Source organism: Streptomyces sp. NPDC015220 (assembly GCF_043079345.1).
Classification (GTDB): Bacteria; Actinomycetota; Actinomycetes; order Streptomycetales; family Streptomycetaceae; genus Streptomyces.
The window spans coordinates 298571-321322 of the sequence record NZ_JBIBUK010000003.1 but is presented as its reverse complement, the minus strand read 5'-3'; the positions used below and the strand labels follow the sequence as shown (position 1 = coordinate 321322).

Here is a 22752-nt window from a genome sequence, read left to right as displayed (position 1 = left end):
AGGGATCCGTAGGACCGGGCCCGTTCTTCGCGGTCCCGGACCACCAGCGGCCCCGAACACCGGTACCCCGCACGGCGGAAGGTCCGGACAGACCCGGCCGACCGGGTCGGGCGCCACCCGGGCCGCTGAGGGCGCCGCACGCGCGAGGGCCCGGCGACCATGCTGGTCGCCGGGCCCTGGGTGATCCGGTCGTCAGTCCGCCGGCTGCTGCCGCTTCGGCCGCCACACCACCAGCGCGCTGGTCTGCTGGACCTCCTGGTAGGGGACCAGGTCCCGGCGGTAGGAGGCGTGCACGGCGGCCTCACGCTGCCGCATGGTGGCCGCGGCGCCCTCCAGGGCCGCCTGGAGCTCCGCGACCCGGGACTGCAACGCGGCGACCTGGTTCTCCAGTTCGATGATCCGCTTGATGCCGGCCAGGTTGATGCCCTCGTCCTGCGACAACTGCTGCACCTGGCGGAGCAGTTCGATGTCACGGGCCGAGTAACGGCGGCCCCGCCCAGCGGTGCGGTCGGGGGACACCAGGCCCAGCCTGTCGTACTGACGGAGGGTCTGCGGGTGCAGTCCGGACAGCTGCGCCGCCACGGAGATGACGTACACCGGTGTGTCTTCCGTCAGTTCGTACGGGTTGCGGCGGCGGCCGTCCATCTCCCTCATGCTCCCTTCGCGGCCTCGAACAGCTCCGCCCGCGGGTCCTCACCCGCGGTCGCCTCGCGATACGCCTCCAGCGCGTCACGAGCCTTCCCCGACACGTCCCGCGGAACACTCACCTCGACGGTGACCAGCAGATCGCCCCGGGTGCCGTCCTTGCGGACCGCGCCCTTGCCGCGGGCCCGCATCGTACGGCCGTTCGGCGTGCCCGGAGGCAGCTTCAGCGTCACCGGCGGCCCGCCGAGCGTCGGCACCCGGACCTCGCCGCCGAGGGCGGCCTCCGGATACGTGACCGGCACGGTGACGGTGAGGTTGTCGCCCTTGCGGCCGAAGACCGGGTGCTCCCCGACGTGCACCACCACGTACAGGTCGCCTGCCGGACCACCGCGCTCGCCCGGCGCGCCCTTGCCGCGCAGCCGGATGCGCTGCCCGTCCGACACCCCGGCCGGGATGCGGACCTGCATCGTCCGGGACGACTTGGCGCGTCCGGAGCCCTTGCAGACCTCGCACGGGTTCTCCGCGATCAGACCGCGGCCCTTGCAGTCAGGGCACGGGTCGGTCAGGGAGAAGCCGCCGCCCGAGCCGCGCGCCACCTGCCCGGTGCCGACGCAGGTCGGGCACACCCGCGGCGTGCCGTTCTTGTCGCCGGTGCCCGAGCAGGCCTTGCACGGCTGCTGGCTGGACATGCGCAGCGGCACCGTGGCGCCCTCGATGGCCTCCGTGAAACTCAGCGTGACCTCGGACTCGACGTCCTGGCCGCGCCGCGGCTGGGTGCGCGTGCCCGCGCCCGCCCCCGCCCCGCCCCGGTTGAACAGGCCCCCGAAGACGTCACCGAGTCCGCCGCCGAAGCCGCCGCCGGCGCCCCCGCCCTGGGCGCCGCCTCCGAAGAGGTCGCCCAGGTCGAAGTTGAAGGAGCCGCCGCCGCCCGGCCCCGGGCGGAAACCGCCGTTGCCGAACAGGGCGCGCGCCTCGTCGTACTCCTTGCGCTTCTTGGGGTCGCCGAGGACGTCATTGGCCTCGGAGATCTCCTTGAAGCGCTCCTCGGCCCTGGTGTTGCCCTTGTTGGCGTCCGGGTGGAACTCGCGGGCGAGCTTCCGGTACGCCTTCTTGATCTCGGCCTCGGTGGCGTCCTTGGGGACGCCGAGGACCTTGTAGTAGTCCTTCTCGATGAAGTCCTTGGTGCTCATCCCCGACGTCCCTCCTCTCGTGCGTCGCGTGCTATTGCGTCAGCCCTCCTCCGGGCCACCGCTGTCCTTGTCCTCGGCCTGCTCGGCGGCCTTGTCCTTGCCGGACTCGTCCGCCGACTTGACCGTCTGCGCGCCGGGCTGGGGCTCGGCCACCGCCACCCGCGCGGGGCGGATGGTGCGCTCGCCGATCCGGTACCCGGGCTGCAGGATCGCCACGCAGGTCGTCTCGGTGACGTCCGGCGCGTAGGAGTGCATCAGCGCCTCGTGGATCGTCGGGTCGAAGGGCTCGCCCTCCTTGCCGAACTGCTGCAGCCCCATCTTGGCCGCCACGGTCTCCAGCGACTCGGCGACGGACTTGAAACCGCCCACCAGTTCGCCGTGCTCCCGGGCCCGCCCGATGTCGTCGAGCACGGGCAGGAGCTCGGTCAGGAGGTTCGCGATGGCGATCTCCTTGACCGCGACCCGGTCGCGCTCGACCCGGCGCCGGTAGTTCTGGTACTCGGCCTGCAGCCGCTGGAGGTCCGCCGTGCGCTCGTTGAGCGCCGTGCGCACCTGGTCCAGCTGAGCCGTCAGACCGGCGTTCTCGCTCGCGTCCCCGGCCGGGGCCGCCTCCTTGTCGGAGGCGGCCTTCGGCTCGGCGTCGTCAGGGGTGGCGCCGGAGGGGACGTCGGACTTCTCGTCGAAGCCCGGGGTCTCCTCCGTCACGCGGCACCGTCCTTGCGCTCGTCGTCGACGATCTCGGCGTCCACCACGTCGTCGTCGGCCTTCGGCTGGCCGGCGCCGGCCTCACCGGCGCCGCCCGCGGCCTGGGCGTCCGCGTACATCGCCTGGCCGAGCTTCTGCGACACGGCGGCGACCTTCTCCGTGGCGGAACGGATCTCGGCGCTGTCCTCGCCCTTGAGCTTCTCCTTCAGCTCGGCGACGGCGGACTCCACCTCGGTCTTGATCTCGCCCGGGACCTTGTCCTCGTTGTCCTTGAGGAACTTCTCGGTCTGGTAGACGAGCTGCTCGCCCTGGTTGCGGGTCTCGGCGGCCTCGCGGCGCTTGTGGTCCTCCTCCGCGTAGCGCTCGGCCTCCTCGCGCATCCGGTCGACCTCGTCCTTCGGCAGCGAGGAGCCGCCGGTGACGGTCATCTTCTGCTCCTTGCCCGTGCCCAGGTCCTTGGCGGTCACGTGCATGATGCCGTTGGCGTCGATGTCGAAGGAGACCTCGATCTGCGGGACGCCGCGCGGCGCCGGCGGCAGACCGGTCAGCTCGAACATGCCGAGCTTCTTGTTGTACGCGGCGATCTCGCGCTCGCCCTGGTAGACCTGGATCTGCACCGACGGCTGGTTGTCCTCGGCCGTGGTGAAGATCTCCGAGCGCTTGGTCGGGATCGTGGTGTTGCGCTCGATCAGCTTGGTCATGATGCCGCCCTTGGTCTCGATGCCGAGGGACAGCGGGGTGACGTCGAGCAGCAGGACGTCCTTGACCTCGCCCTTGAGGACGCCGGCCTGGAGCGAGGCGCCGATGGCGACGACCTCGTCCGGGTTCACGCCCTTGTTGGCCTCCTTGCCGCCGGTCAGCTCCTTGACGAGCTCGGCGACGGCGGGCATGCGGGTGGAGCCGCCGACCAGGACGACGTGGTCGATCTCGTTGATCGAGATGCCGGCGTCCTTGATGACGTTGTGGAACGGCGTCTTGCAGCGCTCCAGCAGGTCCGCGGTCAGCTGCTGGAACTGGGCGCGGGTGAGCTTCTCGTCCAGGTGCAGCGGACCCTCGGCGGACGCGGTGATGTAGGGCAGGTTGATCGAGGTCTCGGTGGACGAGGACAGCTCGATCTTGGCCTTCTCGGCAGCCTCACGCAGACGCTGCAGCGCCATCTTGTCCTTGCCCAGGTCCACGCCGTGACCGGACTGGAACTGCTTGACCAGGTAGTCGACGACGCGCTGGTCCCAGTCGTCACCACCGAGGTGGTTGTCACCGTTGGTGGCCTTCACCTCGACGACGCCGTCGCCGATCTCCAGCAGCGAGACGTCGAAGGTGCCGCCACCGAGGTCGAAGACCAGGATGGTCTGGTCGTCCTTGTCGAGGCCGTACGCCAGCGCGGCGGCCGTCGGCTCGTTGACGATGCGCAGCACGTTCAGACCGGCGATCTCGCCGGCCTCCTTGGTGGCCTGGCGCTCGGCGTCGTTGAAGTACGCCGGGACGGTGATGACCGCGTCGGTCACCTTCTCGCCCAGGTACGCCTCGGCGTCCCGCTTCAGCTTCTGCAGCACGAAGGCGCTGATCTGCTGCGGGTTGAAGTCCTTGCCGTCGAGGTTGATCTTCCAGTCGGTGCCCATGTGGCGCTTGACCGACCGGATGGTCCTGTCGACGTTGGTGACCGCCTGGCGCTTGGCCACCTCGCCCACCAGCACCTCGCCGTTCTTGGCGAAGGCGACGACGGACGGCGTGGTCCTGGCGCCCTCGGCGTTGGTGATGACGGTGGGCTCGCCGCCCTCCAGAACGCTGACGACGGAGTTAGTCGTGCCCAGGTCGATGCCGACCGCACGTGCCATGGTGAATTCCTCCAGCTGACTTGAGTGGAACTGACTCAAGTGTGCCCGACGCCCGGCACCGGGTCAAGAGACCTGAGTGGAGGGGACTCAACTCTTATCCATCCCTTACACGCAAGGACTCCCTGAGCTGCGACGACGCCGACTGCTGGGGCGGCGGCACCGGGTGCTCGGAGGAGCGGCGGGGGCCGTCGGGGACGGATCCACGCCGGGCCTGCGGCGGCTGTGGCGTCGAGGGGAACCGCTCGGCCGACGGGAACCGCTGGGCCCGCGGGACCTGCCCCGGCCCGCTCCGGGCGTCTCCCGGCATCCGCTGCGCGCGCACCTCCCCGCGCGCCTCCCCCCGCACGTCCCCGCGTACGCCGCCGCGCACCTCCCCGCGCGGGGCCTCCCCGCGCGTCCCACCGCGCGGGTCCGCCCCCGGGCCACGGGGAACGCCCGGGGCCTTCGAACCCTTCCGGCCCCCGGGGAGCCGCAGGGCCGGCCCCCCGTTCCTCCCGTCTGCCCGGCTCCGGGTCCCGTAGGCGTCGTCGGCGGACGTCCGGGCGCCGGCGGTCGCGCTGGTCGTGGTCCCGAGGGTGTGGAACCCGGTGTGGCGATGGGCGCCGGTGCCGCCGCCCCGCGCCCCCGCGGGGCGGCGCGTCCCGTACACCCGTACGCGCAGCAGGCCGAGCACTGCCGCCAGTGCCACGCCGGCCGTCCAGAGCGCGCCGGTCGGCGCGAGCCACCCCGTGTGCACCAGCACGCCGACGAGCACCGCCGCGAAGGTGGCCGCGCCGGGCACCACGGCGGCGCCCGGCGGGGTGAGGCCGAGCCGGCGCAGCCGGTGCGCGAGGTGGTCGGGGCCGCGGCGCCGCACCGGGCGTCCGGCCAGCCGCCGGGAGAGGACGACGAGGACCGCGTCGACGCTCGCGGTGGCGGTGAGCGCGAACAGCACGGCAGCGGTCGGGCCGGGGTCGTACCCGGTGCGGACGAGCACCGCCGAGGCGGCGAGCACGAAGCCGGTGAACAGGGAGCCGCAGGCGCCGAACGCGATCCGCGCGGGATGCCAGTTGTGCATCAGGAAGCCGGTGAGTGCGGCGGCCAGGATGCTGAGCAGCACCGCCAGGTCGTCCATCATCTCGGCCGCCGCGCACGCGCCCGCGCCGAAGGCGGTCAGCACCCCGACCGTGCCCGCCACGCCGTCGGCGTGGTCGAGCCCCCGGAAGGCGGCCGCCACACAGGCGATCCAGGCCACCGCGGCGACACCCCCCAGCAGGCCGGTCTCGTCGTACGGCACCACGAAGGCGGCCGCGACGGCCGTGCCCACCAGCAGGATCCGGTTGCGCAGCCGCCACACGTCCGCGACCAGCCCGAGGACGGCGACCCCGGCGCCCGCGGCGAGCACCCTGCCCACCCCCTCGCCGAGCGGAGCGGTCCCCGTCCAGCCGCCCGCCGCCGCGACCAGGCAGGTGCTGACCACCACGGCCACCCCGCCGAGCAGGGGCACCGGCCGCACCCGCCGCCGGTCGACCAGCCCGAGCCGCAGCGCGGGCACCCGGAACAGGGCCGAGAGCACGGCGGCGAGGAGCAGGGCTGCGGTGGCGGTGGCGATCCCGTAGAGCACGTTTCTTAAATTAGGGGTATATCGGGCGATTGGGTGTGAATAACACGATCGGGGGTGGCACCGTACCCCGAACAGGTCCCCGCCCCACACGACCCGGCATCCACCCCCCGCGTCACCCCCGTGCCGCACCGGACCGGAATCCGCCCCCGGACCCCTCCGGCCCCGCACCGGGAGTCCCTCGGGCGGCACCGCACCACCACCGGAAGCCGCCGGACACCCGGCGCGAGTCCGGCGCCCCGCCCGCCCCGCCCCCCGGACGCGCCGGGGCGCCCCGCGACGCCCTCCGGACCACCTCTCAGGCGACCCTCAGCGACCCAGATCACTGCGCACCCGGCTACATTGCGACGGAGGATGAGGGTAGTCTCAAACGGACTGCATAAGTTACCGCTTAGTAATTTCGAGGCCGCCTCACAGGAGCCCCAATGCAACTCGCCGCGATCATCGTGTCGCTGGTCCTGATCGTGGTCGGCGTGGCACTGTTCGGCCGCGCCGTCCTGCAGATCTACAACTACATGCGGCTCGGCCAGTCCGTGCCCGCCGGTACCCGGACCAACGATCCCAAGCAGCGCACCATCACCGTGGCCAAGGAGTTCCTCGGCCACACCCGGATGAACCGCTGGGGCGTCGTCGGCGTGGCGCACTGGTTCGTGGCGGTGGGCTTCTTCTCGCTGCTGCTGACGATCGTCAACGCCATCGGCCAGCTCTTCCAGGCCGACTGGCTCCTGCCGGTCATCGGCGACTGGGCGCCCTACAACGTCTTCGTCGAGTTCCTCGGCACCATGACCACGCTGGGCATCCTGGTCCTCATCGCGATCCGCCAGCTCAGCAAGCCGAACAAGCCGGGCCGCAAGTCCCGCTTCGCCGGCTCCAACTTCGGCCAGGCGTACTTCGTCGAGTGCGTCATCCTCATCGTCGGCGTCTGCATCTTCATGCTGCACGCGCTGGAGGGCGCCCAGCACCACGTGGACGGCTACGAGGCGTCGTTCTTCATCTCGTACCCGGTCGTCTCCTGGCTGCGCGGCATGGACGCCTCCACGCTCCAGAACCTCACCTACTTCTTCGCCGCGCTCAAGATCGCGACCTCCTTCATCTGGATGATCACGGTCGCGCTGAAGACCGACATGGGTGTGGCCTGGCACCGCTTCCTCGCCTTCCCGAACATCTGGTTCAAGCGCGAGGCGGACGGCTCCACGGCCCTCGGCGCCCTGCAGCCGATGACCTCCGGCGGCGAGACGATCGACTTCACCGACCCCGGCGACGACGACGTCTTCGGCGTCTCCCAGGTCGAGCACTTCTCCTGGAAGGGCCTGCTGGACTTCTCCACCTGCACCGAGTGCGGCCGCTGCCAGTCGCAGTGCCCCGCGTGGAACACCGGCAAGCCGCTCTCCCCCAAGCTGCTGATCATGTCGCTGCGCGACCACGCGCACGCCAAGGCCCCGTACCTGCTGGCCGGCGGCGGCAAGACCATGGAGGGCGAGGAGAAGGCCTCCGAGGAGCAGCTCAAGGACGTCCCCGCCGCCGCCCTGGCCGAGGCCGAGCGCCCGCTGATCGGCACCGCCGAGGAGAACGGCGTCATCGACCCGGACGTCCTGTGGTCCTGCACCACCTGCGGCGCGTGCGTCGAGCAGTGCCCGGTGGACATCGAGCACGTCGACCACATCGTCGACATGCGCCGCTACCAGGTGATGATCGAGTCCGCGTTCCCGTCCGAGGCGGGCACGATGCTCAAGAACCTGGAGAAGAAGGGCAACCCCTGGGGCCTGGCGAAGAAGCAGCGCCTGGAGTGGACCAAGGAGGTCGACTTCGAGGTCCCGGTCGTCGGCAAGGACATCGAGGACCTGTCCGAGGTCGAGTACCTCTACTGGGTCGGCTGCGCCGGCGCCCTGGAGGACCGCGCCAAGAAGACCACCAAGGCCTTCGCCGAGCTGCTGCACATCGCGGGCGTGAAGTTCGCGATCATGGGCGGCGACGAGAAGTGCACCGGCGACTCCGCCCGCCGCCTGGGCAACGAGCCCCTGTTCCAGGAGCTCGGCATGGAGAACGTGGCCGCGCTGAACATGGCCTTCGGCGAGGACGACGAGGACCCGGCGACCAAGAAGCCCAAGTCGGCGAAGAAGATCGTCGCCACCTGCCCGCACTGCCTCAACACGATCGGCAACGAGTACCCGCAGCTCGGCGGCGACTACGAGGTCATCCACCACACCCAGCTGCTCCAGCACCTGGTGGACGAGGGCAAGCTGGTCCCGGTCACCCCGGTCGAGGGCATCATCACCTACCACGACCCCTGCTACCTGGGCCGCCACAACAAGATCTACACGCCTCCGCGCGAGATCATCGGCAAGGTCCCGGGCCTGCGCAACGAGGAGATGCACCGCCACAAGGAACGCGGCTTCTGCTGCGGCGCCGGCGGCGCGCGGATGTGGATGGAGGAGCGGATCGGCAAGCGCATCAACAACGAGCGCGTCGACGAGGCCCTGTCCCTGAACCCGGACATCGTCTCCACCGCCTGCCCGTTCTGCCTCGTCATGCTCACGGACTCCGTGAACGGCAAGAAGAACGACGGCAAGGCCAAGGAGTCCATCCAGGTCGTGGACGTCGCCCAGCTGCTCCTCGACTCCGTCAAGACCCCGCTGGACGAGCCGCCGGCGGGCGAGGCGGACAGCGAGAGCGCGCCGGAGCCCGAGCCGGTGAAGTAACCGGCCCGCCCCGCCGGAGCACGACCGACGCCCCCACACCCGCGGTACGGGTGTGGGGGCGTCGTGGTGTGCGGGGGCCGGGCGGTCCGGTCGCCTGGTCGCCTGGTCGCCTGGTGTCGGCAATCGGGCCGACTCGGCCGCGCGGGGCCCTACGCGCCCTTGGGCGCCGCCTGCTGCACCACCTCGAAGGACCACAGCGTGGAGCCGCTGGCCGCCGGCCGCTGCCGCTCTCCGCCCTCCCCGCCCTCGCCGCCGCCCTGGTGCGCGGCCTTCATCGGCCCCTCCATCCAGGCCTGGAACGACTCCTCGTCCCGCCACCGGGTGTAGACGAGGTACGTGTCGGTCCCCTCGACGGGCCGCAGCAGCTCGAACCACTCGAACCCGTCGGAGTTCTCCACGGCGTGCGCCCGGGAGGCGAACCGCTTCTCCAGCGTCTCCCGCTGCTCGGCCGGAACGGTCAGCACATTGATCTTCACTACGCTCATACCCCCATCCTGCCCCGTGCGGGCACGGACCCGGCGGGGACACCCTGGCGCGGCGGCGGGACACCGAGGTCGCCGGGCAGGTACCCGGTCGCGGTCGGGACACCGGCGGTCGCGGGCAAGGACACCGCCCGCAGCGGACAGCGGACCCCTCGGCCCGGTCCGACACGGTCCGGTACGGTCGGGTCGGGCCCTTCGGTCCGGACCGGCCGTGTACGGGAGTTCCCTTAGGGGATGTCACAGCTCGGCCGCAAAGCCGGGCCCGGACGCCCGCGCCCGGCACGTCACTTGGTGGGACCGGGTACGTTCGATGACGTGGCTGGATTCAGGAACGGACGCGGAGGACGGGACAACCGTGCCCCGCAGGCGCGCCCCCAACAACCCCCGTACGGACAGCAGGCACCCCATGCCGCACCGCCGTACGGCTATCCGCCGGCGCCACAGCCGTACCCACAGCAGCAACCGCAGTACGGAGGCGGCGGGCCGGGCGCCGGTGCGGGCCAGTGGCCCCAGGCGGACGGCGGCGGTGGCTACGGCGGCCAGGGCGAACCCGAGTACTTCGGCGACGGCGGCGCCCATCCGCACGGCGGCCCCGACCGCTACGCGGCCGACAACCCGGGGAGCACGCAGGCCTTCGCGATCGGCGAGGACCCGTACTCCCAGGGCGACACCTACCGCGCGGGCTCGGCCCCGGCCGGCCCGATCGGCCCCCGCCTGCACTGGAAGGACCTGCTGCGGGGCATCGTCCTGGACCCCAGGCAGACCTTCCTCCAGATGCGCGACTACACGATGTGGGGCCCCGCCCTCGTCGTGACGTTCCTCTACGGCCTGCTGGCGGTCTTCGGCTTCGACAAGGCCCGCGACGACGCCATCCACGCCACCCTGTCCAACGCGGTCCCGATCGTCCTGATCACGGCCGTGGCCATGGTGATCAGCGCGTTCGTCCTGGGCGTCGTCACCCACACCCTGGCCCGCCAGCTGGGCGGTGACGGAGCCTGGCAGCCCACGGTCGGCCTGTCCATGCTGATCATGTCCCTCACGGACGCGCCGCGCCTGGTCGTCGCGATGTTCCTCGGCGGCGACGCGGGCTTCGTCCAGGTGCTCGGCTGGGCCACCTGGGTCGCGGGCGGCGCCCTGCTGACCCTGATGGTCGGCCGCTCCCACGACCTGCCGTGGCCGAAGGCCCTGGGCGCCTCGGCGATCCAGCTGATCGCGCTGCTGTCGATCGTGAAGCTGGGCACCTTCTGACGCGGGCGGCGAAGCGGTAACGCCACCCGCGCCGAGGCGCGAACCGGCACGCGGAAGGGGCCCGGCTTCTGGCCGGGCCCCTTCTCGTCACTCCTGCGTGTCCCCCGCTTCCCGAACCCGGTCGCCGCTCAGGCGTCGAGCACCTGTCCCGCCCGCTTGACCACGGGCGGCTCGACCGACCACGGGAAGTTGATCCAGTCGTCGGTGCGCTTCCAGACGTACTCGCACTTCACCAGCGAGTGGGACTTCTCATAGATGACGGCGCTGCGCACCTCGGCCACGGTGTCGAGGCAGAAGTCGCGGACCAGCTTGAGCGTCTTGCCGGTGTCGGCGACATCGTCGGTGATCAGGACCTTCTTGTCGGAGAAGTCGATCACGTTGGGGACGGGCGCGAGCATGACGGGCATCTCGAGCGTGGTGCCCACACCGGTGTAGAACTCGACGTTGACCAGGTGGATGTTCTTGCAGTCCAGGGCGTAGGCGAGCCCACCGGCCACGAAGACACCGCCGCGCGCGATGCTCAGCACTATGTCCGGCTCGTACCCGTCGTCGGCGATGGTCTGCGCGAGTTCGCGGACGGCGGTGCCGAACCGCTCGTAGGTCAGGTTCTCTCGTACGTCGCTCATGTCGGTGGTGCCCCTCAGACCTGGGTCCGGTGGAAGTTGAGGTAGGAGCGCGAGGCTGTGGGCCCGCGCTGCCCCTGGTAACGGGAGCCGTAGCGCTCGCTGCCGTACGGCGCCTCGGCCGGCGAGCTGAGCCGGAACAGGCACAGCTGGCCGATCTTCATCCCGGGCCACAGCTTGATCGGCAAGGTGGCGAGGTTCGACAGTTCGAGCGTGACGTGCCCGGAGAAACCGGGGTCGATGAACCCGGCCGTCGAATGCGTGACGAGCCCGAGCCGTCCCAGCGAGCTCTTCCCCTCCAGCCGGGAGGCGAGATCATCGGGCAGGGTGATGACCTCGTAGGTGCTGGCGAGGACGAACTCCCCCGGGTGCAGGATGAACGGCTCCTCGCCCTCCGGTTCGACGAGCCGGGTGAGGTCCGGCTGCTCGACGGAGGGGTCGATGTGGGGGTAGCGGTGGTTCTCGAACACCCGGAAGTAGCGGTCGAGACGTACGTCGATGCTCGACGGCTGCACCATGGATTCGTCGAAGGGGTCGATGCGCACCCGTCCGGCGTCGATCTCGGCCCGGATGTCCTTGTCTGAGAGAAGCACGCCCCGAGGATACGCAAGGCGCGCGGAGCCCCCACAATCAGGACGACTCCACGCGCCGAGTGCCAGTACCAGTGATACCGCAGATGACTCCTGGTACCCGTGTGACTACGTCTAGCGCTGTTGCCGGGTGTCCGCTGCTACCGCTTCTCCAGGACCACCGGCACCGCACTGCGGAGCCGGGCACATCGTGGACACCTCACGAGCCGACCGGGGCCGAGCCGCCCCGCCTGCTGCATCGGGAACGAAGCGGTGCTGAACACGTGCCCCTCGGCACAACGGACGACGGTGCGCTCCATCAAGCCTGCAAGTCCCTTCCCCAGAACCCCGTCCGGCCTTCTGCCGCCTGACGACAAAAGCCACAGTACGGGATCAAAGAGACCCACCTCCAGGCGGCACTCCGGCTCCGCCGGAACACTCCCCGCGGCCCCCACCGTACGCCCCAACTCCGTTCCCCCGCAGCCCTGATGTCCGCTCATCGCCCCCTCAAACGCCCCAGGCCCCACGGCGGCAGCACCGGGGGCCAGGGATGGGGTACAGTGAGCGAGCGCCGAACATCGACTCCGGTCGACGGCTACGCGGGTGTAGTTTAATGGTAGAACATCAGCTTCCCAAGCTGAGAGCGCGAGTTCGATTCTCGTCACCCGCTCCATGAGAAACCCCCAGGTCAGAGACCTGGGGGTTCTTTGTTGTCTGGACCAGTGAGTGGGTGTCGCACCACAACCGCACCATAAGCCCGAGCTAGCTGCCGGTGGGCTTCTCCATGTGGTGCGCGCGGTCATCACTCTGCGTGCGGTCGTCGTTGTGGTGCTTCGCACGCTCGGCGCGGACCATGTCGTCGAGCCCGGCCGCCACGTCCCGTTGCCGCTCCTCGTCGGAGTGCTGATAGATCAGCGCGGCCTTCTCGGAGGACTGGCCGGCCCGGACCATCGTGTCTTTGAGCGTGGCGCCCGAACGGGTCGAGAGCGTGTGCCCGGTGTGACGAAGGTCGTAGAAGCGGAAGCCGTCCGGGAGGCCGGCGACCGCGCGGGCCCGACGCCACTTCCGGCCGAAGGACGTACGCCGGAAGGGCGCCCCTTTCTCGCCGACGAAGACCAGGCCGTCGGCCCCTTTCTCGGCGAACCAGGCGAGATGCTGCCTCACCTCCTTGTGGAGGAAGGCCGGGAGGACGACGGCGTGGACACCCGCGTCGGACTTGGTCTCACCGGGAGCACGCCTGCCGTTGGTCCGCTCGGGTTCGGCGACGCGGACGCGGATCACCATGCGGTCGGGGTCGACGTCCCGGCGGCGAAGGCCGGCCAGTTCCTCGGGCCGCATCGGACCATACGCGCCGAGGTAGACCATGAGGCGCCAGCGAATGCCGAAAGCGTCGGCGAGAGCGTCGACCTGGGCGACGGTGGCGATGCGCCGTTCAGCGGCCGACTCCTTGCCCGCACCCTTGATCCGGCAGGGGTTCCGGGAGATCAGGTCATCGTCCACAGCCGTCTCAAGAATGCCCTTGAGAAGGCGGTACGCCTTCGCGACGGTCGTCTTGGCTTCGGTGGCGCGGAGCCGTTCCGCCCGCCACTCGCGCACGCGAGGAGCGGTGATCTCGTCCAGGTCGAGCGTGCCGAAGGTCGGGAGGAGATAGAGGCGCAGCAGGTGCTTGTACAGATCCACGGTACGAACGGCCAGCTCCCGTTCTTCGACCCACTTCTCGGCATAGACACGGAAGTTGCCCGGTCCGGGTCCCGCGTCGAGCAAGACCAGGGGGCCACTCGTGCACATTACGGGCAGGTCCAAAAGCCTGCCCGAGTTGCCAACCAGCGTACGGCCCCCTGATCATGCTCGACCCCAGACCGGGCAGGCCACCGGCCAAACCCGCTCCGCCGACCTTGTGAAGCATCGGGAAACGGATGCGCACTTCCGATAGGCTCAGCGCATGCCTTGGAACGATAAACATTCCTTCCGCGACTGCCCCTGGTGTGGATTGCGTAATACTCGTCTCACGGTAGCCAATGCCGATCAGAAGTTCTCCACGAGAACGGGAACCGCTAGGTATTGGGCGACCCTGGGATGCCCAGGTTGTGGAGGTGCCGTCCTGCTTGAGCACAGTGCCCCACAAGACAAAGAAGACACGGCTTTCCTTTCCGTGCCAAGGGGGCTGGAGGAGTCAGCATCAATCAACCATGTGCCCGAGGACGTGCAGCAATACTTCATGGACGCCATCCGGGTACTGAGTATCGGGGTGCCAGACGCCGCTGCCGTGCAACTCAGGCGAACCCTTGAGGCAGCAGCAGCACACTTCCAGATCAGAGAAAAAATTCTCATGAAAAGCATCGAGAAACTGATCTCTGAGGGCCATGTCACGAAGAGCTTCGGACCCGTGCTGCATCATATCCGCGCCGTAGGAAATGTCGGCGCACACGCAAGCGACGAGCGTGTGGACCAAGAGACCGCAGAGAGAGCCCTTCGCTTCACCACGCAGCTGCTGCGGAATCTTTTCGAGGTCCCCGGTGAGCTCCAGCTCCTCTCGGAAGGATCGGGCAGCTCCTCGCCTCGAGACGGGCACTAGAGGCAACCATTGGCCATTCAAGCGTCGCCCATGCGGGGACCACTCCCCGCATGGGTAGATCTTGGGATTTAAGGTGCCCGCTTAGCAAAAGCGAGAATATCCCTAGAGATTGCCTGAGCAGCGTCTGTCATCTCCAGGTCGCGAAGCTGCGATCGAGAAATTCCTAGCTCGGCAAAACTTGCCAAATCGAGCAGATACATGCTCCTGGCGAGCTTCACACAACCGATATCTTGGAGATAATCCAGGACCGTCCGCGCTCTCTTATTACTGCCGATCACCAAGTTATCCATCATTGGCTGATATACGGCGGCTTCTCGGTCTTTCGCGTCTTTGAAGCGCAGGACGATTCTGCGAAACTCTAGATAGAGTGCGCGCCTCTCCCGGGCATCAGCAGCCAAGCCGCCGAGATTAAGCCGCCGCTGGTACTTAGACCACGGGAATCCAAGGTGCTCCTCACAGATCAAAATCACGTCAGCCACATCGCCTTGAATTCTAATGCTCTCACTGATGAGAGACTTAGCGTGCAGAACAACTGGGCTCACGTCGCGGCCGATGTAGGCTTGGAGTTCGCTGGCTGACACCATGAGGTCGCCGCACGAAATATAAACGCCCGGACCAAACTTGAACGAGGGGCGATCTCCACCCAAAATTACCTCGGGAATATCCCAGATATTGGCGTTGCTGAGTTCGCGAGGGAAGGTGATGCTTACCGTTCCCTCATGTGTAAAGAAATGCAAGGGGCCGATGCTGGGATTATCTCCGCGCACGATGGAGAAGGAAGCGGCCAGTCTATTGCCAGCCCGGCCGATGGCAGTGACGAGTCGATCATCTGCCTCGCACGCCGATTTAAACGACTCGTACAGCGCGCCGAGGTCATCGGAGTGGCACGCCGACGCATCTCCGGAGACCGACTTTCCGAGGCTATAGGAGAAGAAGCCATACATCGGTGAGTGTTTCCACTCCGCAGAGAGAACATTGGATCTAATTCTCTTAGCTGCTTCTGCTGAAGTAGATGCACTGCTCTGGGCTCGAGCGGTTACGTAGTCTCTGAAAATAACGTTGAACCAGCCATCGCCTCTCAAGAATGGGTGATTAGAGAGCTGCGTGTCAGCGGCGGTTTCATAGCACTCGCGTAGGCCTGCGGGCAGACTGGCCGGCAGATTAAGGTCAAGCCCCATGTTCTCGACATAGTCGAGCAAGCGCGCGCACTGCTCTTCCGGCGTGTAGAGAATGGAGAGGAGCGGGGCTGTACCGTACCTCTTGAACTCATCAACCTCTTGGAATTGTGTTACGAACTTTGACTGTTCACGTAGAAGCAGTTGGTTGATGACGTTCGCGACCAAATCCCAATGGCCGAACCCTTTATCGCTCGATCCGATGGCAGACCCGCCCAGATTAGCGAAATTGTCAACAGCGAGATACTCCGCAGCCACGTCTAGGACTGGAGCATAGCCGAGGAAATCCTGAACATCAGGCTCCTCCCAGAAATCCGCCTTGTTTTGCGTTATTGCGGACGCCAGAACAGCGAACAGTCCATCGCGCGCGGTGCCGTATGGTTGCACATGCTTTAGGTGAAGCGGCTCCTTCCCTTGGTTCTGATAGACATCCGTTACCTTCCTTTCGAGATACCTCTCCGACTGTTCTTTTCCGAAAGGGCGGATTTCAAAATGAACAAATGGCAGTTTTCGATCGTCAAATGTTTCTTGAATTATCCTTGAGCTTTCGGCCCGAGAAAGGATCACCAGGGAGGGCCGATCACCGGTAACCTGCGACGCCGTATCAGCAACTCCGCGTACAAAGGCGCGAAAGTTCGCTTGCCCCGATCGAACCTCCGCCTCGTCTAGCGCATCCACAATCAGTGCCGCCCTGCTCTCGACAAGGGCCTCTTGAAACTGGGCATTTTTTCTAATACCGAGAGACCTAGAGGCCATTCCGTCCAAAGTCCCATCCCCAACTTGGAGATGCGACAGATCGAGAATGGGGCATTTTAGATAATTGCTCATGTACTCAGCTGCAGTGCTTTTCCCAACTGCAGCAGGAGCGGTGATCAACATAAGTGACGGCGTCAAAGGATCAGAGCTTTGAAGTTCCCGCACCTCAGGGATTTCATAATTGGCGTTGGCTTCAACTACTTCTCTCATCCCATAGTTATTGCTTACCAGGCCATACCAGCTATCCGAGGATGGAAGCAATTCGCAGAGATCGCTGAGAAGCATCTATTTTCCCCCAACCTTAGACTGACACCTTGTCACTATGAGTAGCACGTTCAGTTACCCGGCGCACAGGGAACGCCATTCATCCCTATTACGAATTTTATTACGCTTGTCCTGTTTCGCCATTGGAGGCGCCCTTGGACTGAGCGCTCCCGGCAGCCGTCCTCGAGACCGTTGCCACCCGATCAACTCCTTGAGGACATAGACGACAAGACGTCGGCCCCGCGAGGGGCGCACGGCAGGCTGTCAGCGCCCGAACCAACCCCCAACTGTTCGCAGCTCCCAAGCTGAGTTGCCAGGCGCGCCGACGCAGAGGAAGCCGTAGGGTTCCGTCCATGGTGACTGCGACTGTCCGCGAGTGGGACGACGAGGAAGGGTGGGGCGTTCTTGACTCCCCCGATACCCCTGGCGGCTGCTTCGGCCATTACTCCAACATCCAGGCGACCGGCTTCCGCACGCTGTCGCCCGGACAGCAGGTCGACCTCACATGGGAAGCCCCTGGCTTCAAGCAGGACGGGTACGACTACCGTGCGGTGACCATCGTGCCTCGGCCCGTTGACATCCACGGCTGACATCAACGACGGCGTACGCCCACGGTCCCCAGTGGCCCGCTAGGCCACCGCACCCTTTAGCACAGCACGCTGTAGCACCCGGTTGATCGAACTCCTAAAGCGGTGCTCTCCGCCTCAAAGCGAGGCTGTGAAGCCGGCGGACTGGTCGAGGTGAAACGCGGAGCCCGGAACCGTCGGAGTCCAACCCTCACCCAGGGCAACCCACACAGCCGCGGCAACACCCGACGGCAGTAGAGGCTCTGCCTTGCGACCGATCCAGTTACTCGGATGCGGCTGGTCGGTGGTGACCACGAGCGTCGTCCCCGGAGTGTCCGCATGCTCGACCGCGAACGTGCACGGCGACCAGGCTAGGCCCTGGATGTACGTCGGCCTGCCTCGCAGCCGCCAGCGGTAGGCCGTGCCGTCTACAACGATCTGTCGTGATCCCTTGCGGACCAGTGCCATGCCTCTCCCTTCAACAGCGAAGATGCTAGCGAGCTCGGCCCCGCCGTCCGTCTCAGTTTCCGTCTCATTCGGCGCCGTTCACGGCCGTTCAGATGGGACCGGAGGCCATAGCCGCCCGGACGACCGGCCGCCCATGAACGCAGGTGAACGGCCCCGTCCAAAGCTCCCGGGACCACCAACACAGTTGGAAAGCGTGTGGGGTCAGCGTCTGCATAACGCCTCGCCGGGTGGCCGCAGCCCGCGTATGGTCGCGCGTCGGGGATGACTCACTGGAGGCGGCACGGGTGGTGCCGGGAGCGGGGGACCGTGAGCAGGAGACGCTACGTTGCCAGGGGCGTGCCGGGTGGTTACCGGATCTGGGACAACCGGGGACGTCGATGGTGGGGCGATCTGTACGAGTTGTGTCCCGACGATCTCGTGGCCGAGCTCAATGGCCAGGCGGACCACGCACGGATCACTGCACTGATGAAGCGCTACAGGGCGCAGAAACGGTAGGTGGCCCTGGAGCGGGCATGTTGGGTGCGCGCACCACAAGCGCACCAGATCGAGCGGGGAACAGCGGGGAATCACGGGGAAAGCAGTCGAGCCCGACGAGGCCGCGCCCCGCCCGTTCACCCAGGTCAGCGCCCGAACCTGCCGCAAATGCCCGCAGCTTCCCAAGCTGAGAGCGCGAGTTCGATTCTCGTCACCCGCTCCACGAAGAAGGCCCAGGTCGCAGACCCGGGCCTTTTTGCTGTGCGCGGCGATCACTCGCCGCGTGCCAGATTCGTGCCAGAAGGCTTCTCGCCCGCCTTCCTGGCCGCAGCAGCCGGAGCCTTCCGGACGGTGGCGTCGAGGCCGGCGGCGACCTCCTCCTGCCGCTCCTCGTCGGAGTGCTGGTAGATCAGCGCGGCCTTCTCGGAGGACTGCCCGGCGCGCACCGTCGTCTCACAGATGGACCGATAGCGGCTGGACCTGCGGAAACCCAGGTCACCAAGATCTGGGGCAAGACCCAGGGCAAGAAGAAGTAGCAGGCACTGATCGAGCCCCCTGCCTGCGGGTTTTCCGTCGGTACGGGGCTTGTCGCTGTGCTAGAACCGTCTCTGGTCCCTCAGCTGCTTGGTTGGGCCATCACACGGCAGGACCATACGACTGAGCGATACAGCAGCCGCTTGTGGCAGTACCGCAGACCAAGTAACTGGCCTGGAAAGGGATGGTGTCAGAAGTCTGGTCTAGATTCGGCCCGTGACCCACAGCTGTTCCCATGCCGGGGAGCCCCGCGAACCTGGTTTGCCGCCCTACCAGGTTGTCCTGGCGGAGACCGACTGGGGGTCGCTCCAGACGGCTTTCGGGTCCGGTGAGGACCTTCCCAGGGTTCTGACGCAACTTTTGGAGCCCGATCCCAAGGCCCAGGTCGCCACGTTGTGGGAGCTGGGTGAGCTGGTCGGCCACCAGAACACCGTTTACGAAGCCACCGCCCCCGCCGTCATGTACGTCGCCGGCATCCTCACCCACCCGGCAGCCATGACACGACGGCCCTATCGCGACGTTCCCATCCGCGCGACGCTGTTGGGCTGGCTGGCCTCCACGCTTTACGACGCCTCCGACGAGATCGTCGCCCGCAACGAGGAGTACTGCCCCGGCTTCCTCGCCCCGGGCACCACCGTGGCGGCCTTCCGGGAGCTGCGGCCGATGCTCTACCGGGCCGTCGCGCCCTTCCTACAGGACAGCCAGGAGGATGTGCGGGAAGCCGCCGTCATCGCTGCGCTCCTCCTCGTCGAACACCCGGCGCTCGCCGGGCACCGTGCTCACCTCGCCGTGCACGCCCGCCGCATCCTGGACACCAGCAGCGACGACCCCAACCGTCGCGTCGCGTGGAGGGCCCTCGAAGCATGGGGCCACAATCCGCCCGGCCCGGAGCCTCTCTCGGAGGAGGCCGAGGACCGGGGGCCGCACAGCGATGGCCGCGGCGATCTCGAGCCTCCCTTCTGACCGATACGCGCACGGCACACCTGCGGACCATGGCAGCAGGTGAGAGACACACCGGCTCAAGGGCGCGCGTGCCACATCCGTGCCGGAACGGGCGGGGAATCACGGGGAATGGCGGGGGCCAGGCCGTCGATCAGCCAGGCTCCGCGTCCGCTCCGCCGCAGGTGCGCTCCGCACAGTTTCCGCCGTAGGCGGCAGAGAGGATCCTTTCGAGGTGGATCTCTTGAGCCCTGTCGGACCGTGTGGACATGAGCAGGAGTCTGACGCACGGGTCCGACACGTCATCCGACGGAGTTTCTGTTGGCTGTCGTGCCCAGGACAAGCAGCGGTCCCCGCCGCGGGGTCGTCCGGGGCGTGCCGCCCTCGTCGAACGAATCGCGGGCTGGCGCCGGAGCGGCAGCACGGTGGGTCAAGTCCTGTGCTCATGAGCACAACACGCCGCTTCCACTCGGCAAGGGAAAGCGTCGGGGCGACCAAGGTCTCCGAGCCGCCCCGGCGCCTGGGAGTCAGTACGCTGAGTGCAGCGGGATCGGGCCCGCCGCACAGTGTCCGGGAGGCGTGTCATGACTGCCGAGATGGTGGCCCCGGCGTGGATGCACCAGCAGATCACGGCCGAGGAGTACGAGTCGTGGTCCGAGGAGCAGTGCGCCGGCATCGAGATCGTGGACGGAATGGTCGTCGTGAGCCCCAGCGCCTCCAAGCGGCACAATCGGCCGGCCCGACTCCTGGCGAACGCCCTGGACGCCGCGGCCGGCCCCGACTGGAACGCCGACACGGATTTCGACGTCCGGCTTCAGGACGTCCCGCTGACCAATCGCCGCCCCGACGTCATCGTCTACCGTGCGGACACGATCGACATCACGCCCACCCGTCCGGAGCACGTACTGCTCGTGGCCGAGGTGGTGTCGCCTGGCTCGGAGACCACCGACCGGATCGTGAAGGTGGACCAGTACGCCAAGGCCGGGATCGGCTTCTACTGGCGGATCGAGCAGGCCGCGACGGGTACGCCGCTGGTGTATACGTACCTGCTCGACCCCGCGACGAGGACGTACCGCGAGGGGGATGTGTTCGCCGGCGTCCTGAAGATCACCGCCCCCTTCGCGGTGGAGATCGACCTGGACCAGATCTGAACCGGTCTCAGGCAGGCAGAGGGGGTGCTCGGCCTGCGGCGGTGCGCCCCACAGACTCCTGCGGATCAGTGTGCGGAAGCGACCGAGGTTCCCTCGGGCGAGCAGAACCCGGAGGCGTAGGACCCACGCGGACGCCGCCGCACCTCCGGTCGGACGGCTTCACCATGCCGTGCCCACCGCGTGCCCGTCAGTAACGGTGAGAGTCCCACGGCACGCGTGCCGTCGCCGAGTTGGGAGTTCCGATAGTGCTCTTCGACGTCACCCGCGGCGAGCTCGTCCGCGTCTTCGGCGAGGACCGGCTCGCGGTCCTGCCCGCCGCCGCCTTTCCGGCCTCCGCCGCGGACACCGAGGGCGCCCGCCTTCTGCAGGCCGTCGGCGTGCCCACCGGGACTCTCTGGCTGCGTGAGCCGGACGAGGACTCCGGTCTGCTGGCCCTCGTCCGGGAGGTCGTCGACGTCGAGGGCTTCGAGGGCGGCTCGCCCGACGCGGGCGAGTGGCCCGTGATCGGCTGGCTGCTCAACGCCCACCTCGCCCTCGACCCCGGCTCCGGCAAGGTGTACGCCTTCGACCCCGACGAGGAGAGCGTGCGGGAGCTCCACACGGACGTCTCCTCGCTCGTCCAGGTCACCCTCCGGTTCCAGCGCCTGCTCGACGAGTTCACCTTCGGCGACGACGACGAGGAAGCCGAGTTCGAGCGCCTGGAGCGCGAGGTCGAGCGGATCCGTGAGGAGACGGGTGGCATCGACCCGCTGCCCTTCCAGGACGACGAGACCGTCTGGTCGGTGGTCGGCGAGGAGATCGCCGCCGGCCAGCGCTTCAGGGGCGACAGTCCGGGGGCCCGCTCGCTCTACGGCTGATCGCCGGCCGGTGTCGGCGGGACCGCCGCCTCGCGCAACGGGTTCCCCGGCACGCATGGCACGTCAAGACCGGAAGCGGGGGGAGCCGGGCCCCGTCGTGGCCGCTCGGCCGGGCTCAGCGCCAGTGGAAGACCCGCAAGGGGGTGGTGTCGCCGCCGCGGCCGAGGACCGCGAACCGGTCACCGGCCATGGCGAGCACCGCGGACAGGTGGGATCCGCGCAGCTTGCGGCGGGCGATGACGCGGCCGTCGCGGGCGTCGAGCACGGCGATCCTGTGGCCGTAGGAGTGGAGCAGCAGCAGTCGGCCGCGGTGCGGCAGCACGGAATCTATCCGCCCGGGCCTCCACTCCCACCGCAGCTCGCCCGTGGACAGGTCGAAGCCGCCGATCCGCAGCCCGTCGTAGTCCGAGCTGGTCGCGTCCCCGCTGTCCTTCGGGTGGGCGAGCTGGGCCACCAGCATCCCGTCCACGACGGTGGCGGGCGTCCGGATCTTGTCGTACGGGACGGACAGGACGAACGACGCGGTCTCCTCCCCTCGGTCGTCGAGGACGAACACCCGCCACTCGCCCCGCCGGCCCCGCCCCTTGCCCACGACGACGAACGGGTCGGCGGACGCCACCCACAGGTCGAGGTCCTCGGCACCGGCCGGCAGCGGGCGGCTCCAGTGGTCGACGCCGGTTTTCGGATCGACCGATCTCAGCCGCTCGTCGGAGACCGAGGCGATGCGCCGGCCGCTCAGGAGGGCGGCGGGGCAACGGTCGGTGAAGTCGCGCGGCGCGAGACCGGAGTCGTGACGGTCGCGGTGGGTCGTGGACCACAGCCGTTCGCCCGTGCCGAGGTCGACGGCCGCGACGGTCACGGGGGATCCGTAGGAGCCGTCGTCGTGATGCGCCACCAGGGCGGTGCCGTCAGTGGTGGTCCGCGACGCGGCCACCAGCACGTCCCGGCCGGGCACCTGCCAGGTCCAGCGGACGGCGCCGGTGGCGGGGTCGTACGCCCGCAGTCGGTCGAAGTCGGCCCGGATCACCAGCTCGTCGGTCAGCCAGCCGCCGATCGGCTCCTCCAGGGGACCGTCGTCCCGGCCGATCTCCCGGCGCGCCTTCCACACGGGGCTCAGCGCCCACCACCGCCGGCCGCTCCCCCAGACAGCGTCCGGCGCCTTGTCCTCCTGCATTACCGCCCCCAGACCCAGGCACGTACACGTATCAGACGTAGATCGTCATGACGTCCGGAGCATATGCGGGGTCCTCAGCGGTTCGGCAGGTCCTGCGGGCCAGGGATCAGCAGCGGTCCGGGATCGACAGCGGTCCGGGCCCCGGCGCTGCCGGGCGGGTGCGTCTCTCCGCCGTCGCCGGTGCGGCCCGGTGGGGTCCGGGGCCGCACCGGCGGATCGGGGG

Annotated in this window: 19 protein-coding genes, 1 tRNA gene and 2 pseudogenes; 9 read left to right on the top strand and 13 right to left on the bottom strand. The window is 68.1% G+C overall.

Going from position 1 to position 22752, the window contains the following annotated elements:
• Positions 1–192: 192 nt before the first annotated feature.
• The 5 genes from ACF061_RS10555 to ACF061_RS10535 all read right to left on the bottom strand — a co-directional run bounded on the left by ACF061_RS10555 (position 193) and on the right by ACF061_RS10535 (position 5978).
• A complete protein-coding gene (locus ACF061_RS10555) occupies positions 193–645 on the bottom strand; it encodes a heat shock protein transcriptional repressor HspR (protein ID WP_392266636.1) in 453 nt (150 codons plus the stop codon).
• A 5-nt stretch (positions 646–650) separates the two neighbouring features.
• Positions 651–1835, bottom strand: coding sequence for a molecular chaperone DnaJ (gene dnaJ / locus ACF061_RS10550; protein ID WP_392266441.1), 1185 nt, complete (start codon positions 1833–1835; stop codon positions 651–653).
• 39 nt (positions 1836–1874) lie between these two features.
• Positions 1875–2540: a nucleotide exchange factor GrpE gene (gene grpE, locus ACF061_RS10545; RefSeq protein WP_392266440.1), complete on the bottom strand. Its 666-nt coding sequence runs from the start codon at positions 2538–2540 to the stop codon at positions 1875–1877.
• Positions 2537–4375: a molecular chaperone DnaK gene (gene dnaK, locus ACF061_RS10540; protein WP_392266439.1), complete on the bottom strand. Its 1839-nt coding sequence runs from the start codon at positions 4373–4375 to the stop codon at positions 2537–2539. The genes grpE and dnaK overlap by 4 nt, the downstream gene beginning before the upstream one ends.
• Positions 4376–4469: 94 nt before the next feature.
• On the bottom strand, positions 4470–5978 hold the full coding sequence (locus ACF061_RS10535) for an undecaprenyl/decaprenyl-phosphate alpha-N-acetylglucosaminyl 1-phosphate transferase (protein WP_392266438.1): 1509 nt from the start codon (positions 5976–5978) through the stop codon (positions 4470–4472).
• A gap of 422 nt (positions 5979–6400) precedes the next feature.
• Between ACF061_RS10535 and ACF061_RS10530 the strand changes: the two genes are divergently transcribed.
• Positions 6401–8674 carry a (Fe-S)-binding protein gene (locus tag ACF061_RS10530; RefSeq protein WP_392266437.1) on the top strand — a complete coding sequence of 758 codons (2274 nt, stop codon included), beginning with the start codon at positions 6401–6403 and terminating at the stop codon, positions 8672–8674.
• A 149-nt stretch (positions 8675–8823) separates the two neighbouring features.
• Here ACF061_RS10530 and ACF061_RS10525 read toward each other — a convergent pair whose 3' ends face one another.
• Entirely contained in the window at positions 8824–9159 is a 336-nt protein-coding gene (locus ACF061_RS10525) for an antibiotic biosynthesis monooxygenase family protein (protein WP_392266436.1), read from the bottom strand.
• 231 nt (positions 9160–9390) lie between these two features.
• On the opposite strand from ACF061_RS10525, the gene ACF061_RS10520 reads away from it, so the two are divergent.
• Positions 9391–10404, top strand: a complete 1014-nt coding sequence (locus ACF061_RS10520; protein WP_392266435.1) for a Yip1 family protein — start codon at positions 9391–9393, stop codon at positions 10402–10404.
• Between the two features lie 128 nt (positions 10405–10532).
• Here ACF061_RS10520 and ACF061_RS10515 read toward each other — a convergent pair whose 3' ends face one another.
• Both ACF061_RS10515 and dcd read right to left on the bottom strand, forming a co-directional pair.
• Positions 10533–11030 (bottom strand): phosphoribosyltransferase, encoded by a 498-nt coding sequence (locus ACF061_RS10515; protein ID WP_392266434.1) that lies wholly within the window; start codon positions 11028–11030, stop codon positions 10533–10535.
• A gap of 14 nt (positions 11031–11044) precedes the next feature.
• Entirely contained in the window at positions 11045–11620 is a 576-nt protein-coding gene (gene dcd, locus ACF061_RS10510; protein WP_392266433.1) for a dCTP deaminase, read from the bottom strand.
• A gap of 575 nt (positions 11621–12195) precedes the next feature.
• Here dcd and ACF061_RS10505 point away from each other — a divergent pair.
• Positions 12196–12269 (top strand) — tRNA-Gly (locus ACF061_RS10505).
• Positions 12270–12358: 89 nt separating this feature from the next.
• On the opposite strand, the pseudogene ACF061_RS10500 reads toward ACF061_RS10505, so the two are convergent.
• A pseudogene (locus tag ACF061_RS10500) lies at positions 12359–13342 on the bottom strand (tyrosine-type recombinase/integrase); the annotation flags it as partial.
• 445 nt (positions 13343–13787) lie between these two features.
• On the opposite strand from ACF061_RS10500, the gene ACF061_RS10495 reads away from it, so the two are divergent.
• Entirely contained in the window at positions 13788–14171 is a 384-nt protein-coding gene (locus ACF061_RS10495; RefSeq protein ID WP_392266432.1) for a DUF4145 domain-containing protein, read from the top strand.
• Positions 14172–14239: 68 nt separating this feature from the next.
• Here the strand turns inward: ACF061_RS10495 and ACF061_RS10490 are convergent, their stop codons facing one another.
• Positions 14240–16387 (bottom strand): hypothetical protein, encoded by a 2148-nt coding sequence (locus ACF061_RS10490; RefSeq protein WP_392266431.1) that lies wholly within the window; start codon positions 16385–16387, stop codon positions 14240–14242.
• 332 nt (positions 16388–16719) lie between these two features.
• Between ACF061_RS10490 and ACF061_RS10485 the strand changes: the two genes are divergently transcribed.
• Complete coding sequence (locus ACF061_RS10485) at positions 16720–16956, top strand: cold-shock protein (protein WP_392266430.1); 237 nt, start codon at positions 16720–16722, stop codon at positions 16954–16956.
• Positions 16957–17070: 114 nt separating this feature from the next.
• On the opposite strand, the gene ACF061_RS10480 is transcribed toward ACF061_RS10485, so the two are convergent.
• Positions 17071–17400 carry a hypothetical protein gene (locus ACF061_RS10480; RefSeq protein ID WP_392266429.1) on the bottom strand — a complete coding sequence of 110 codons (330 nt, stop codon included), beginning with the start codon at positions 17398–17400 and terminating at the stop codon, positions 17071–17073.
• A gap of 306 nt (positions 17401–17706) precedes the next feature.
• Here ACF061_RS10480 and ACF061_RS10475 point away from each other — a divergent pair, with 306 nt between their 5' ends.
• The gene (locus ACF061_RS10475) at positions 17707–17895 is read left to right on the top strand and encodes a hypothetical protein (RefSeq protein ID WP_079077019.1); all 189 of its coding nucleotides are present in this window, start codon (positions 17707–17709) and stop codon (positions 17893–17895) included.
• A gap of 251 nt (positions 17896–18146) precedes the next feature.
• Here the strand turns inward: ACF061_RS10475 and ACF061_RS10470 are convergent.
• Positions 18147–18326 (bottom strand): annotated as a pseudogene (locus ACF061_RS10470) (site-specific integrase); the annotation flags it as partial.
• A 298-nt stretch (positions 18327–18624) separates the two neighbouring features.
• On the opposite strand from ACF061_RS10470, the gene ACF061_RS10465 reads away from it, so the two are divergent.
• The 3 genes from ACF061_RS10465 (at position 18625) to ACF061_RS10455 (ending at position 21355) form a co-directional block, all read left to right on the top strand.
• Complete coding sequence (locus tag ACF061_RS10465; protein ID WP_392266428.1) at positions 18625–19371, top strand: hypothetical protein; 747 nt, start codon at positions 18625–18627, stop codon at positions 19369–19371.
• Positions 19372–19931: 560 nt separating this feature from the next.
• Positions 19932–20498, top strand: a complete 567-nt coding sequence (locus ACF061_RS10460) for a Uma2 family endonuclease (protein WP_392266427.1) — start codon at positions 19932–19934, stop codon at positions 20496–20498.
• 245 nt (positions 20499–20743) lie between these two features.
• The gene (locus tag ACF061_RS10455) at positions 20744–21355 is read left to right on the top strand and encodes an SUKH-4 family immunity protein (protein WP_392266635.1); all 612 of its coding nucleotides are present in this window, start codon (positions 20744–20746) and stop codon (positions 21353–21355) included.
• A 115-nt stretch (positions 21356–21470) separates the two neighbouring features.
• Here ACF061_RS10455 and ACF061_RS10450 read toward each other — a convergent pair whose 3' ends face one another.
• Positions 21471–22529: a PQQ-binding-like beta-propeller repeat protein gene (locus ACF061_RS10450; protein WP_392266426.1), complete on the bottom strand. Its 1059-nt coding sequence runs from the start codon at positions 22527–22529 to the stop codon at positions 21471–21473.
• Positions 22530–22752: the final 223 nt, after the last annotated feature.

Excerpts from the sequence above, each read along its gene's own strand:
- dnaJ (WP_392266441.1), bottom strand. The coding sequence starts at position 1,835 with ATGAGCACCAAGGACTTCATCGAGAAGGACTACTACAAGGTCCTCGGC.
- dnaK (WP_392266439.1), bottom strand. The coding sequence starts at position 4,375 with ATGGCACGTGCGGTCGGCATCGACCTGGGCACGACTAACTCCGTCGTC.
- ACF061_RS10530 (WP_392266437.1), top strand. The coding sequence starts at position 6,401 with ATGCAACTCGCCGCGATCATCGTGTCGCTGGTCCTGATCGTGGTCGGC.
- ACF061_RS10555 (WP_392266636.1), bottom strand. The coding sequence starts at position 645 with ATGGACGGCCGCCGCCGCAACCCGTACGAACTGACGGAAGACACACCG.
- ACF061_RS10515 (WP_392266434.1), bottom strand. The coding sequence starts at position 11,030 with ATGAGCGACGTACGAGAGAACCTGACCTACGAGCGGTTCGGCACCGCC.
- ACF061_RS10525 (WP_392266436.1), bottom strand. The coding sequence starts at position 9,159 with ATGAGCGTAGTGAAGATCAATGTGCTGACCGTTCCGGCCGAGCAGCGG.
- ACF061_RS10485 (WP_392266430.1), top strand. The coding sequence starts at position 16,720 with ATGGTGACTGCGACTGTCCGCGAGTGGGACGACGAGGAAGGGTGGGGC.
- ACF061_RS10450 (WP_392266426.1), bottom strand. The coding sequence starts at position 22,529 with ATGCAGGAGGACAAGGCGCCGGACGCTGTCTGGGGGAGCGGCCGGCGG.
- ACF061_RS10520 (WP_392266435.1), top strand. The coding sequence starts at position 9,391 with ATGTCACAGCTCGGCCGCAAAGCCGGGCCCGGACGCCCGCGCCCGGCA.
- ACF061_RS10460 (WP_392266427.1), top strand. The coding sequence starts at position 19,932 with ATGACTGCCGAGATGGTGGCCCCGGCGTGGATGCACCAGCAGATCACG.
- ACF061_RS10480 (WP_392266429.1), bottom strand. The coding sequence starts at position 17,400 with ATGGCACTGGTCCGCAAGGGATCACGACAGATCGTTGTAGACGGCACG.
- ACF061_RS10490 (WP_392266431.1), bottom strand. The coding sequence starts at position 16,387 with ATGCTTCTCAGCGATCTCTGCGAATTGCTTCCATCCTCGGATAGCTGG.